Origin of the sequence: Pseudomonas sp. TYF_14, assembly GCF_043105275.1 — a bacterium.
Lineage (GTDB): Bacteria > Pseudomonadota > Gammaproteobacteria > Pseudomonadales > Pseudomonadaceae > Aquipseudomonas > Aquipseudomonas alloputida.
Genome location: NZ_JBICLK010000061.1, coordinates 21314 through 35150, shown reverse-complemented (window position 1 = coordinate 35150; position 13837 = coordinate 21314). Strand labels below are relative to the sequence as shown.

Sequence of the window (13837 nt, the reverse complement as noted above, 5' to 3'; positions counted from 1 at the left end):
TCACTATAGTTTCAATTAGCCACGATGCTAGCCGTTGCCCACCAAGGGAAAGGTGTACATAGCCGATGCCTGAACATTTTCGTGCGTTGATCGTCATCCTGTTTCTGGCGAGCGTGGTCTTCCTGATGGCCCGGCGGCCTGCCACCGACCTGATTCCGCTCAGCGACTACAAGCGCCGGCGCAATCTGTGGTTCCTGCTGACCCTGCTGGCTTTTTTCTCCCACAGCTTCTGGCTGTACCTGGGGGTGGGCGCGGTCGTCCTGTTGCTGGCCGGGCGCCGCGAGCACAACCCCATGGCGCTGTTCTACATGCTGCTGTTCCTGATCCCGCCAGCATCGGTGCAGGTGCCCGGGTTTGGCGTGGTCAATTACCTGGTCGACCTGAACCATATTCGCCTGCTGACCCTGTGCGTGCTGCTGCCGGCCGCGCTGTACCTGCGCCGCCAAGGTGACACCTTGCGCTTTGGCCGCATCTGGGCTGATAAACTGCTGGCGGCAGGCCTGCTGCTGATGAGCGTGCTCTATTTGCGCGAAACCACCCTTACCGACACGCTGCGCCAGGCGCTGTACCTGTATGTCGACGTTCTCCTGCCGTATTACGTGGCCAGCCGTGGCCTGCGCCAGATCAGCGACTTCAAGGACACCCTGCTGGCCTTCGTGCTGGCCTCTTTCGTCATGGCGCTGATCGCTGTGGCCGAGTATGTGCGCCACTGGCTGTTGTACAGCGCCCTGGTCGACGCCATGGGCGTGCCATGGAGCATGTCCGGCTACCTGAGCCGGGGCGGTGCACTGCGGGCAAGCGTCACCACCGGCCAGGCGATTGCACTGGGTTACGTGATGAGCGTGGCCATCGGCCTGTTCCTGTTCGTGCAGGGCTATGTGCAACGCCCGCTGCACAAGGCCATGGGCGCCCTGCTGCTGGCCGCCGGGCTGTTCGCGCCATTGTCGCGTGGCCCGTGGATCGGCGCCGTGGTCATCGTGGTGGTGTTCATCGCCCTGGGCAAAGGCGCCGTCAAGCGCCTGGCGCTGCTAGGTGCGGCAGGCATGCTGGCGTTGCCCTTGCTGACCGTCGTGCCTGGGGGCGAAAAGGTGCTGGACCTGCTGCCGTTCATCGGTAACCTCGAGAAAGAGAACATCACCTACCGCGAGCGGCTGATGGACAACTCGTGGATCGTCATCCAGCGCAATCCGTTGTTCGGCTCCTTCGACTTCCGCAACACACCCGAAATGCAGGCGATGATCCAGGGCGACGGCATCATCGACATCGTCAACACCTACATCAACCTGGCGTTGCGGGTCGGCCTGGTCGGGCTAGGTCTGTTCGTGGCGTTCTTTGCCGTCGTGCTGCGGGGTATCCGCAAGGCCATGCTCAGCTTTGCCGACAAGGACGACGAGCGACGACAGCTCGGCCGGGTGTTGCTGGCAACGCTGATCGGCATTCTGGTCATCATCTTCACGGTCAGCAGCATCACCTTCATCCCGGTGGTGTACTGGTCTATCGCAGGCCTGGGCGTGGCCTACATCCAGATGGTTCGCCGGCTGCACAACAGCCCGGCCGTGGAACTGGCAGAACCCGACCTACAACCCAGGTAATGTTCATGAATAGGCTGTCCCTGCGTCATTACGTGCGCTTTTCGGCCATTGCCGGCCTGGCCCTGCTGCCGCTGGCCAGCTGGGCTTCAGACTGGCAGGTCAGTGTCGATGAGCAAAATGGCTTGCCTAACGTGACACACGGCGGTGGCCCGGTCATGAAGGCCAAATTCGATTTCTGGGCTGCCAACTGGAGCTGGACCGGTTTCTATACCGACTTCAAGGTCAATGGCCCTTACCACTACACGCTGCGGGGCAAGAACAAGGAACTGGACTTCGACCTGCAGGCTGACATCCGTAAGGAACAGGCGCAAACCCTGAGCTGGGCCTTCGATCTCGACGCCCACAGCCGCCAGAGCGGTGTCATGGGTGGCGGCCTGGTGTTCCAGTTCGACCCGGCGCAAATCGCCGGCGGCATGGGCGCCCCGCAATTGTTGCCCGACAACCGCGGCTGGACGTGGGGCAAGGCTGACCAGGGGCGACGCATCGAAATGCGTTTCGACCCGCCACTGGCCAAGGTCTATTTCGAGCGCGGCAACCCGTCCGAGCTGCGTGCATTCCTCTACAAGGACCCGATCAGCGCCGGCCGCCAGCAGCTCAAGGCCGTGCTCAACGTGACCGGCGACATCGAACTCGGCCCGACACCCAGCGAGCGCTTCGGCCTGGCAGACCCCGCCACCTGGCCTGATGACCAGCTGGACTGGCGCACCTCGCCGGTGGACCTGTCGTTCCTCAACGCAGCGGAAAAACCCGCCGGCAAGCGTGGCTTCGTCAAGGCTGTCGGCGACCAGTTGATGTTCGCCGACAGCACCCCGGTACGCTTCTGGGGCACCAACCTGTCGGCCTACTCGCTGTTCAAAAGCCCCGACGACGAAATCCGCCAACAAGCCAAACGCCTTTCGGCACTGGGTTTCAACCTGGTGCGCCTGCATCACCACGACTCGCCCTGGGTCAGCCCCAACGTCTTTGGCGACGGCACCGTGGTGCGCGATACCCAGCAGCTCAGCACCGAATCGCTGCGCAAGCTCGACCTGTGGATCAAGTCACTCAAGGACGAAGGCATCTACATCTGGCTGGACATGCATGTGCAGCGTGCGTTTACCGCCAACGACCACATCGAAGACTTCAAGGAGCTGCCCGAGCAGGACGGTCGCGTCGACCTGAAGGGTTACGCCTACGTGAACGACAGTATCCGGCAGGCGATGAAACGCTTCGCCGAGCAGTACCTGACCCATGTCAACGAGTACACGGGCCTGGCCTACAAGGACGACCCCGCCATCGCCGCCGTGCTGATCACCAACGAGAATGACCTGACCCAGCATTACGGCAACGCCCTGATGCCGAACAAGGATGTACCCCGCCACAGTGCGCGCTACATGACGGCGGCCAAGGCCTTTGCCAAACAGTTTGACCTACCCGCCGACCTGACCTGGCGTGCCTGGGAGCATGGGCCGTCGAAGCTGTTGCTCAACGAGCTGGAACAACGCTTCAATGCCGACATGATCGCCCACTTGCGCAGCGTGGGCGTGAAAGTCCCCATTGCTACCACCAGCACCTGGGGCGGTAATGGGCTTAGCGCACTGCCGGCATTGAGCGTTGGCGATGTCATCGACGCCCACAGCTACGGCGACACAGGCCAACTGGAGAAGAACCCGCTGACCAGCGACGGCATGATCGACTGGATTGCTGCCGCCCAGGTCGTCGGCAAACCGCTGACCGTCACCGAGTGGAACGCCGAGCCCTTCCCGCTGCCTGACCGTCACTCGCTGCCGATTTACATCGCCGGCACCGCCAGCCACCAAGGCTGGGACGCCATGCTGCAATACGCCTACAGCCAACAGGCGTTCAACCCCGGTTGGCGCACGGCGGACAACTGGCACGCGTACAATGACCCGGCGATGATCGCCACCCTGCCCGCCGCTGCCCTGCTCTATCGCCGTGCGGACGTGAAACCCGCCACCACTCGCTACGTGTTCGCACCGACACCTGCCACCCTGTACAACCAGGAAATCACCCCGCGTAACTCACCGCTGCTGCGCACAGCCATGGAAAAGGGCCAGTTGCAGATCGCCCTGCCACACACGCCGGAATTGCCTTGGCTCAAACCCGCGCCCATCCCGGCAGACGCGCAGGTGCTGCACGACCCGGGGCAAGCGCTGCTGGCCGCCGATGCCACCGAGTCGGTGACCGACACAGGCGAACTCAGGCGCAACTGGCAACAAGGCATCTACACCATCGACACGCCACTGACCCAGGCCGCCAGCGGCTGGCTGGGCGGCCGCCCGATCAACCTGGGTGCCATTCAGATACAAATGAAGACGCCTTACGCCAGCGTCGTGGTCCAGAGCCTGGACGGCAAGCCACTGGGCCAGTCGCGCGAGCTTCTGCTGTCACTGGGCACCCGTGCCATGCCCAAGGCCGATGACAAGACGCCGTTCAATGTCGAGCCCCTTGAAGGCAGCCTGGACATCAAGGCACCCGCCGGCCTGAAACTGTTCGCCCGCGATGCACGGGAGCAGCTGAAGCCGCTGCCGGTGGCCTACAAGGATGGGCAATACACCATTACCTTCGACGGTACCTACATGTCCAATTGGCTATTCTTGAAATAGAGCATATGGCCATCTACGCTCAGGTCACCTGTAGCTGATCATCCCACCTGCACGTGTCAGGGAGTGTTCACTGCGTCTGTAAACAGCAGATTCCAGGAGGTGGGGATGAAATATCTGGTTGTGGGTGGTGCGGGCTACATTGGCTCGCACATGGTCAAGCACCTGCTCGCCGCCGGCCATGAAGTGCTGGTGGCGGACCTGGTCTCACCTGGCCCCGGTATCCAGTGGGCCAAGCTCGACATCGCCGACGAAGCCGCACTGGATGTGCTGTTTGGCGTGTGTCGCTTCGATGCGGTGTTCCACTTCGCCTCGTTCATTCAAGTGGGCGAGTCGGTCAGTGCCCCCGGCAAGTACTACCAGAACAACGTCGCAGCCACCCTTTCCCTGCTGCAGGCCATGGTCAATGCCGGCATCAGGCACCTGGTGTTTTCTTCGAGTGCCGCCGTATACGGCAACCCGCAGTACGTGCCGATCGATGAAGCACACACCAAGGGGCCGATCAACCCGTATGGGTTGAGCAAATGGATGGTCGAGCAGATTCTTGAGGACTTCGACCGGGCCTATGGTTTGAAGTCGGTAAGCCTGCGCTATTTCAATGCAGCGGGCGCTGACCCGGAAGGCCAGCTAGGCGAGCGTCACGAGCCGGAAACCCATCTGATCCCGTTGATCCTGCAGGCTGCATCTGGCCGGCGCGAGGCGGTGACAGTGTTTGGTCGCGACTACGACACGCCGGATGGCACCTGCATACGCGACTACGTGCATGTGGCAGACCTGGCGGCTGCCCATGCACTGGCAGTGGATTATCTACTGGACGGTGGCGAGCGTGCCGCGTTCAACCTGGGCAATGGCCTGGGCTTTTCGGTGCAGCAGGTGATCGATACGGCCCGGGCCGTGACCGGGCGACAGATCACTGCCCTTGACGCACAGCGCCGCGCCGGCGACCCGCCACGGCTGGTGGCGGATGCGAGCAAGGCCATGCAGGTGCTGGGCTGGCGCCCTGCATTCGCCTCACTGGAGCAGATTGTGCGGCATGCGTGGCAGTGGGAGTTGCAGTATCCCTGGAGGCGCTGAGTTGGCCTCATAGCTTTCAGGCGCAGCACAAGGCTGCGCCTGAAAGCGTATTGCCAGAAGGCTCAGTAATAGGTGCGTGGCTGTTCGTCGGCCTTGTTCAACACTGTCCCGATCAGGTTCACCGTACCCAGGTGATGCAGGCAATCCTCGATTTCCTTCTTGTTGTTCATTCCGTTGGCCACCACCAGCAACACGCAGTCGAACTTGGGTAACACGGTGATCGCATCATCCGAGCTGAGCAGCGGTGGCAAATCGAAAATGCAGATGCGCGATTCGTAGCGGTTGCGCAAATCGCCAATCAGGTTGTTCACCTTGGGCGAGGACAGCATCTCGGTCGACAGGGGCACGGGTACCCGCGTTGGCAGCACCACGAAGCGCGGCAAGGTGGGGTTGACCAGGCAGTCCTGCAACTCGGCCTTGTCCGTCAGAAACTCGTTCAGTGCCTGCTCCATGGGCAGGCCCAGGTAACTGCCGACCTTGGGCCGGCGCAGGTCGAAGTCCACCAGTAACGCAGTCTTGGTGGTGTGGTGGGCAATACTCATGGCCAGGTTGATCGCCAGCATGGTCTTGCCCGCTTCCGGCGTTGGCGAGGTGATGGCCAAGGTACGCCAGCCGTTCTCGTCCATGGCCCTGAGCACCTGCGTACGCAGCAGGTCGATCGGCCCGTTCATGTTGGAGTTCTTGTTGTACGCCACGATGCGGTTACGCTCCAGGTGGTCTGCACGCAGCGGTACCACCTTGGTGTTCACGTAATCGAACTGACCCGGCACTTCGGCCAGCGCCGTACCGGGGGCGGGAGACAGTGCCTGGGGAGTACCTGGGGTAACCTGATGAATATTGTTGCCAACAGCCGGCTTGATCCTGTCCATCACTGCTTTCCCTATACAAACCGAGACATGACTTTGTACAACAGCACATCCAGTGGCATGTAGAACACGTGCACCAGCCCTATCATGATAGCTGCCAACGCCAGTGCCGCCAGGATCAGTCGATTGCGCCAGCGCTTGCGTCGGGCCACGTCGGCCCGGGTATCGATATAGGGCAGTGCCACCAGCACCCGTTTGCCCAGCAGGCTTTCCAGGGCGCCAACGCCACGCACGCGCTGATTGAGCATTTCCAGCAGCATCACCAGCGCACCGCCACCGGCCGGTGCCAGCACCAGGCCCAGCGCAGCGATTTTCTTGCGGTTAGGCTTGATCGGCTTCTCAGGCAACAGGGGAGGCTCCAGCAGCACAAAGCGTTCAGCCTTGTTCTCCTGCTCCAGGCTTTCGGTAATCTTTGCGCCCATTTCCTTGGCACGAATCTCTTCGTATTTCTTGCGCGCGTTGTCGTGGTCTCGCATCAAGGTCACCAGGCCACGCTCGACCTGCGGCGCCTCGAGGATCTCGGCTTCGTAGCCTTCCATTTTCCGGGTCAGCTCACGCTTTTGCTCTGCCAGCGAGGCAATACGCACCTGGGCGGCGCTCATCTTGGCGCGGACACGGGCCGCGTCGAGGCTGACCGTGGACACTGCCGCAGTGCGCCCCCCACTGGCTTCGAGCGCCTGGATCTTGCGCTTGACCGCCACGACATCCGGGTGGGCGTCCTTGTAGCGGGTCAGCAGTTGCGCGTATTCGGCTTTCAGGCTTGGCAGGTCTTCGGGCAGGTCGGCACGGGTTGGCCGGGTGCCCTCGGCAACCTTGGTGGCAAGGCCGGCATTGGCCGCAGACAGCTCCAGTTCCAGGTAGCGCAGCTCTTCCTGGGCAGCCTTGTAGTCACGGTCGACCTCACGGAATTCCAGCTCCGCCCGCGACAGCATGTTCATGCGCAGGGTCTGGTGCTCGGGCAAGGCATTGGCGTGGGCCTGCTTGAAATCGGCCAGCTGGTTTTCCAGGCTGGCCAGCTCGGCACCCAGCTTGTTGGCTTCCTGGGTGAGGAATTCGGTGGTTTCGTTGGCTCGCTCGGTGCGCTGCTTGAGGTTTTCGTTGAGGAACAGCGTCACCAGTTCATCGGCGACTTCCTTGGCTACTTGTGGCTGTTTGTGCTCGAACGAGACATTGAACGCCACGGTCGCTTCACCACGGCCGCGCACGTAGGTGGTCAGGGTTTCGACCACGATCGCGTTGCGCATCTGGTCGATCTTGTCGCTTTCGCTGAAGCGCTTGTCGGCGAAGAGGTCGTACTTGCCGATGATGCGCAGCAGGTTGTCGCGGGTCATCACCCGTTGACGGATCACCTCGATGCGCTCATCGGCAAAGCTGGTGTTGTTGGTCGACACCAGCTCAGGCGAAATCTGCTGCGACTCCACCAGAATGGTGCCGGTCGACTGGTAGATCGGCGGCACCATCAACGCGACGGCCACGGTCGCGGCGAGAATGACTGCGGCACTCACCCCTAACACCAGGGCCCTGTCCTTGATAATGGCGATGTAATCTCTGAGGGAGAGCTCGTAGTCAGACTTCATAGGGCCACCTGCCTGAAGTTCAGATGTCGGGGTACCTGTACGTCAACGTCAAACCAACGATCGTAGCGGTCGCATCCGGTACATGGTCCTGCTGCCGTTCCTTGTACATCAGCGACAGGCGCAGGTCCCAGTAAGGCGAAAACTGGCGGCTGGCCCATACGCTGTAAGTCTGCAGCGTGTTGGGCGACTGCCCTTTGCTGTCCTGCCACGCGGCGTCAGCGCCCACACGGGACAACTCGGTCAGCGCATAGCTCCACACACCACGCACCTGGTCCAGTTCGGCGAAGCCGCCTTCGGCGCTCGCCACCGTGCTGCGCTCGGCGGTGAGGCTGGCATCGGCACGCGTGCCGGTGTACAGCAACGCAACCCCACCCTCCCCGCGCCGGCCGCCGTCGTCGCCTGACACTTGGTTGACGCCAACATGGGCATCGGCGCTCAAGCCTTCGGCAAGCTGGTATTTGATGCCGACTGCCGGGCTGTAGCTGTTGGAAGCGGTCGCGGTAAGGTCCTCTTCGGGCTCATAGCGCCGGGCACCAAAACGGGTATACAGGTCAGCCCGCTCACTCCAGGCGTAAGTCCAGGTAAAGACGTTCGCCAGTTCGTCGTAGCCTGTCAGCGTGCTGATGTCGTAACGGGCACGGCTGTAGGTGGTTTCGTTGCTCAAGGTACTGCGCTCGGTCACCGCCTGGCTCCAGTTGCCAGTCAAGGTGTAAAGCTTCTGCGTACCGTCGGTGGTAATCACCCCGGTATCCAGTACGGTGCCCGACAGCGTCGAGCTTTCGTTGTAGCGCCCCACCAGGCCAAACCGCCCCCGCTCGGTGGTGCGCTGCCAACCCAGGCTGATATCAGGGTCTTCACGGTCATCGACGATATCCGTATCGGACGAGCGCAGCAGATGCATGCCAAGCCCCAACCTCAATTCGTCACGGTCAAAAGTGCCGATCAGGGTGTAATCCGGCGCGATAATAGTGCGCGTTATACCCTTTTCCCCCGAGGTCAACAGCAATGGGTTGCTGTCGTATTCGACGGATGTCGGTACCACCACCGTAGACTGCCAATTTGCCGCCAGTACCGCGTCCGTGAACGGCAAGACCAAGATTGCCGTTGCAATGCGAGTTGTTCTAAGAAGAGGCATTAAATGTTCTTATTAAAGGCAAGATCAAGGAACGACCAGCGTATCGCCAGCCTGAAGTTGGATGTTGGTGGACATGTCCCGCCCAGACACCAGGTCCTTATATCGCACGGGCAGGATCTTTTGGGAAGCACCGGTGCCGCGGACCACCTTGATTTCGCTTTCATCTGCAAACTTGTCCAGGCCACCCGACATGCTCAGCGCCTGCAGCACCGCCGTGGGGCCTGCCATTTGCACAGGCCCGGGTTTGATCACTTTGCCTTGGACATAGACCATGTTGCCGGCAATGCTTTTGACGACAACGCTTACGTTAGGGTCGGGGAGGTATTTTTCGAGTTTGGCAGCGACCTGCTTCTCGACTGCCGTTACGTCCAGCCCGGCGACATCGATGCGCCCGGCCAGGGGGAAGGTGATACTGCCATCGGGAAGTACGGTGGCTTCTTGACGCAGGCTTTCTTCCTGCCATACCGAAACCATCACCACATCGCCGGGGCTGAGCAGGTAGGCAGCACTGCTCTGGTCGGCGTTACCGGCACCAGACCACACCGTCAGCATGCAGAAAGCGGCAAACATTGAACGCACCATGAGGGTCCCTCCGGCCAAATGGCCCGACAAAGAGCACTGAATGAGAACAACACACCAACTCTCGCTCCGCTTCACGGCGCACTGCTGCCGCGATGGCCTCGACCTTCCTGGAGGCCCTTGCCTTGACGCTACAGACGTGGCTGCAACGCCTTGTAAATGTTGGTCCTACGGGCTACTGGGAATATAGCAACGGTTGGAGAATTCACAAGCCACGTCTGTGGCTTCGCGGCAAGGAGCAGTCACTTCAGGTACAAGGCAGCCGGCTCAGATCTTTCTGCGGTTGGCAACGGCAACAAAACCGACCACAGCAAAGGCAAAGAACCAGCCAGCAGTTGAAACAGGAATGATACTGTTCTGATTTATATACGAATCTGCCGCGCGGGCAGCACCACTTAGCATCACCAGCAAGAACATCGATTTGATTATCAGAGTCGTGCGCATACTCCCCTCCTAAAAACAGGAAAATCAATGAGTTATTAATGCGGTGCTGCGGGGGTTGTTTCGTATTTGATTTGAGCTTATGGGCACAATGACACTACGTCAATGATCCGACACCATAATAAAATTCAATGGGCAATGGGCGCATTCGTCAAAAAAACGACATGCAGATTATGCAAGGGAGGGCGGTCGCGATGAACCTGGCGTTTCACGCCTGAGAACGTGTGGGGGGCATAGTTGCCCCCCTTGCGCTTTCATTCGTCTGCGTGGTGAACAACAACCAGTAACTGCGCCGGCGTCACACCTACCGAGCGCAGCCGGTGCGGTGTCTGGGCGTTGAAATGCAGGGCGTCGCCCTGCTCCAGCAACACCCGCTCACTCATGAAATCCACTTCCACCTGGCCTGTGTGAACAAACAGGAACTCTTCGCCCTGGTGTTCCTTGAACGTAGGGTCGCTGAACTCGGACGGCGGCTGAATCAGAAACGGCAGCAGGCTGCGCTGGCCAATCTGACTGGTGAGGGCCGCGTACCCCGGCCCTTGCCCATCGCCAACCAGGGCCTGGCGCTCGGTACGGCGCACCAGGCTGTAGCGGCTCTGCCCGGCCTGCTCTTCGGCGAAGAGCTCTTCGACATTGACGTTCAGCGCCCTCGCCAGTTTCAGCGCCGCAGCGATCGAGGGCGTGTTGAGGCCGCGCTCGACCTTGGACAGGTAGCTTTTGGTCATGCCAGTCTTTTCGGCCAGCATTTCCAGGGTCATCCCCAGTTTCTTACGCAGCAGTTTCAATCGGATAGACATGTGACGCGAGTTTCCCAGGCTGAGGCAGCCATGATACGCGTCTGAAAGCTGACGCCAAGCCTCCAGGGGCCTTGAATCAAGGCATCACTGGCGGCACGTACTGCAGCGTTGTACCCAGCGCCCACAGTAACACCAGCACCAACGGCACATGCACCAGCAATTGCACGAACGAGAAACCGATCAGGTCGCGCGCCTTGAGCCCCAGCACGCCCAGCAACGGCAGCATGTAGAACGGGTTGATCAGGTTCGGCAAGGCTTCGGCCGCGTTGTAGATCTGCACGGCCCACCCCAGGTGGTACTGCAGGTCGTTGGCCACCAGCATCACGTAAGGGGCCTCGATGATCCACTTACCGCCGCCCGAAGGGATGAAGAAGCCCAGCACAGCCGAATACACGCCCATCAGCACGGCATACGTGTCATGGGTGGCAATCTGGGTGAAGAACAGTGAAATATGGTGGGCCAGGGTCTGTTCATCGACGCCCTTCACCTGGGTGAGGATGGCGGCGATCGAACCATACAGCGGGAACTGGATCAGCACACCGGTGGTGGTCGGTACCGCACGCGCCACCGCGTCAAGGAAGCTGCGTGGGCGCCAGTGCAGCAAAGCACCGAGCATGATGAACAACAGGTTGTAGGTGTTGAGCCCCGAGATGGCGGTAATCGCAGGTTTCGTCGCAAACTCCTGATACAGCCAGCCAGCAGCCAAGGCCACCAACAGCAGGATAAGGATCGGGCTGTGTTCCAGCCACTCTCCCGGGCGCGTGCGTTGCGGCGCGGGTGGCGCTGTGAAGCTGGGGTCGACACCGCAGTCTTCTGCGCTACGGGCGCTGTTCGGGCCCGGAGCGGTGGCGTAGGCGATCACCAGCGAGACCACCACCAGCGCCGCCAGCATCACGCCGGACTGCCAGAGAAAGATGGTTTCGGTAAAGGGGATCACCCCGGTTATCGACAGGATTGAAGGTGGCAGGCTGGCCGGGTTGGCCTGCAGCTGCGCCGCCGAGGATGACAGGCCCAACGCCCACACCGCACCCAGGCCCAGGTAAGCGGCCGCACCCGCTGCGCGGTAATCCATCTTCAGGTCGGTGCGCCTTGCCAGGGCGCGCACCAGCAAACCTCCAAACACCAGCGACAGCCCCCAGTTGAGCAAGGAGGCCAGCATCGAGATCAGTGCTACCCAGCACACTGCCGAGCGCCCATTGCCGGGGATGCGCGCCAAACGATCGATCAGCCTCGCGGCGGGCGGCGAGCTGGCCACCACATAACCGCCGATGACCACGAATGCCATCTGCATGGTGAACGGTATCAGGCTCCAGAAGCCGTCGCCAAACGCCTTGGCGGTGTCGGTCGGTTTGGCGCCCATGGCCAGTGCGCCGATACACACCAGCAGCACCGCCAGCGCGGCGAACACCCAGGAGTCGGGGAACCAGCGTTCAGCCCAGTTGGAGCAGCGCAAGGCAAAGCGCGCGGAGCGGCTGTCTTGAATTTCAGCGGCCACGGTTGAATTCCTTTTATTGGTTTTATGGGATGAAGCGGTATTGCCAGGCAACGCAAAAAACCTGTAGGAACAGGCTTACCCGCGAATGCGGCGGTCAATGTACCGACGCATTCGCGGGTAAACCCGCGCCTACAGGGTGAGATCACGTCATGCCTTAGAAGGTCATTTCCTTCACATCATCCGGCACGATCAGTTTGCCGGCGGTTTTCTCGATGATTTCCTCGACGCTGACCCCAGGCGCGGTCTCGCGCAGAATGAAGGCGCCGTCTTCGATTTCCAGGTAGGCCAGGTCGGTCAGCACCTTGCGGATGCAGCCCGCACCGGTCAGCGGCAGGCTGCACTTTGGCAGCAACTTGGACTCGCCGTCCTTGGAGGCGTGGGTCATGGTGACGATGATGTTGTCGGCACCGGCCACCAGGTCCATGGCCCCGCCCATGCCCTTGACCAGCTTGCCCGGAATCATCCACGAGGCGATGTTGCCCTGCACGTCCACCTCGAAAGCACCCAGTACGGTCAGGTCGACGTGGCCGCCACGGATCATGGCGAACGATTGTGCCGAATCGAAAATCGAGGCGCCGCGGCGGGCGGTGACAGTTTGCTTGCCGGCGTTGATCATGTCGGCATCGAGGGTGCTTTCGGTGGGGAATTCGCCCATGCCGAGCAAGCCGTTTTCCGATTGCAGCATCACATCCATGTCGGCGGGTACATAGTTGGCCACCAAGGTGGGGATGCCGATGCCCAGATTGACGTAGTAGCCGTCCTTCAGTTCACGGGCAACGCGTTGCGCCATCTGTTCGCGGGTCAGTGCCATGGTCAGGATCTCTTTATTGTTCGGGTGGATGGCGCTCAGGCCTTGACGGTGCGCTTTTCGATACGCTTTTCGAAGGTGCCGACGATGACACGGTCCACATAGATGCCCGGGGTGTGGATTTCGCTTGGCAGCAGCACGCCGGGCTCGACGATTTCTTCCACTTCGACCACGGTGATCTTGCCGGCGGTGGCCGCCAGCGGGTTGAAGTTTTGCGCAGTGTTGCGATACACCACGTTGCCGTAGTGGTCGGCCTTCCAGCCCTTGACGATGGCGAAGTCACCGGTGATGGATTCTTCCAGGATGTACTTGCGGCCCTTGAACTCGCGGACTTCCTTGCCATCGGCAACCGGGGTGCCATAGCCGGTGGCGGTGTAGAACGCCGGAATGCCGGCACCACCTGCGCGCATTTTTTCGGCGAGGGTGCCCTGTGGGGTCAGTTCCACTTCCAGCTCGCCACTGAGCAACTGGCGTTCGAACTCGGCGTTTTCGCCCACGTAGGAGGCGATCATCTTGCGAATCTGCCGGTCTTCCAGCAGCACGCCCAGACCAAAACCGTCAACGCCGCAGTTGTTGGAGACCACGGTCAGGCCCTTGACGCCGCGCCGCTTGATTTCGCTGATAAGGTTTTCCGGGATGCCGCACAGGCCGAAACCACCGGCCAGTACCGTCATGTTGTCGGTCAGGCCTTCGAGGGCCTGCTCATAGGTTGCAACGCGCTTGTCCAGTCCGGCCATGCTGATCCGCCTTTTGTAGTTGTTTAACCGACGAGGCTGTCGGTGAGCGTGTGCAGACATCTTCACCGCAAGCGACTGATTTGTTAATTTTGTTTTCGTCATCGATTGATAATTTTTACAAAACAAACGATAG

12 protein-coding genes are annotated in these 13837 nt (G+C 60.9%); 3 read left to right on the top strand and 9 right to left on the bottom strand.

All coding sequences use genetic code 11. The annotated features are described in order from the left end of the window. Positions 1 to 65 precede the first annotated feature (65 nt). From ACF8O8_RS16345 to galE, 3 genes are all read left to right on the top strand, one after another. Entirely contained in the window at positions 66 to 1592 is a 1527-nt protein-coding gene (locus tag ACF8O8_RS16345) for an O-antigen ligase (protein WP_010954020.1), read from the top strand. A gap of 5 nt (positions 1593 to 1597) precedes the next feature. After that, positions 1598 to 4198, top strand: coding sequence for a glycosyl hydrolase family 5 (locus ACF8O8_RS16340; RefSeq protein ID WP_392509995.1), 2601 nt, complete (start codon positions 1598 to 1600; stop codon positions 4196 to 4198). A 105-nt stretch (positions 4199 to 4303) separates the two neighbouring features. Continuing rightward, positions 4304 to 5269, top strand: coding sequence for a UDP-glucose 4-epimerase GalE (gene galE / locus ACF8O8_RS16335; RefSeq protein ID WP_010954018.1), 966 nt, complete (start codon positions 4304 to 4306; stop codon positions 5267 to 5269). 62 nt (positions 5270 to 5331) lie between these two features. Here the strand turns inward: galE and ACF8O8_RS16330 are convergent, their stop codons facing one another. The 9 genes from ACF8O8_RS16330 to ACF8O8_RS16290 form a co-directional block, all read right to left on the bottom strand. Next, positions 5332 to 6138 carry a CpsD/CapB family tyrosine-protein kinase gene (locus tag ACF8O8_RS16330; protein WP_004576287.1) on the bottom strand — a complete coding sequence of 269 codons (807 nt, stop codon included), beginning with the start codon at positions 6136 to 6138 and terminating at the stop codon, positions 5332 to 5334. 11 nt (positions 6139 to 6149) lie between these two features. Next, entirely contained in the window at positions 6150 to 7712 is a 1563-nt protein-coding gene (locus ACF8O8_RS16325) for a Wzz/FepE/Etk N-terminal domain-containing protein (RefSeq protein ID WP_060489564.1), read from the bottom strand. Positions 7713 to 7731: 19 nt separating this feature from the next. Next, positions 7732 to 8847 carry a hypothetical protein gene (locus ACF8O8_RS16320; RefSeq protein WP_274146919.1) on the bottom strand — a complete coding sequence of 372 codons (1116 nt, stop codon included), beginning with the start codon at positions 8845 to 8847 and terminating at the stop codon, positions 7732 to 7734. A gap of 24 nt (positions 8848 to 8871) precedes the next feature. Continuing rightward, positions 8872 to 9429: a polysaccharide biosynthesis/export family protein gene (locus tag ACF8O8_RS16315; protein WP_010954016.1), complete on the bottom strand. Its 558-nt coding sequence runs from the start codon at positions 9427 to 9429 to the stop codon at positions 8872 to 8874. Positions 9430 to 9693: 264 nt separating this feature from the next. Continuing rightward, entirely contained in the window at positions 9694 to 9870 is a 177-nt protein-coding gene (eppA, locus tag ACF8O8_RS16310) for an EPS-associated small membrane protein EppA (protein ID WP_004374238.1), read from the bottom strand. Positions 9871 to 10121: 251 nt separating this feature from the next. Beyond that, on the bottom strand, positions 10122 to 10664 hold the full coding sequence (locus ACF8O8_RS16305; protein WP_010954015.1) for a helix-turn-helix domain-containing protein: 543 nt from the start codon (positions 10662 to 10664) through the stop codon (positions 10122 to 10124). 76 nt (positions 10665 to 10740) lie between these two features. Further along, complete coding sequence (locus ACF8O8_RS16300) at positions 10741 to 12159, bottom strand: short-chain fatty acid transporter (RefSeq protein WP_004576289.1); 1419 nt, start codon at positions 12157 to 12159, stop codon at positions 10741 to 10743. Between the two features lie 154 nt (positions 12160 to 12313). Next, on the bottom strand, positions 12314 to 12970 hold the full coding sequence (locus ACF8O8_RS16295; protein WP_010954014.1) for a CoA transferase subunit B: 657 nt from the start codon (positions 12968 to 12970) through the stop codon (positions 12314 to 12316). Between the two features lie 35 nt (positions 12971 to 13005). Next, complete coding sequence (locus ACF8O8_RS16290; RefSeq protein WP_004374230.1) at positions 13006 to 13704, bottom strand: CoA transferase subunit A; 699 nt, start codon at positions 13702 to 13704, stop codon at positions 13006 to 13008. Positions 13705 to 13837 lie beyond the last annotated feature (133 nt).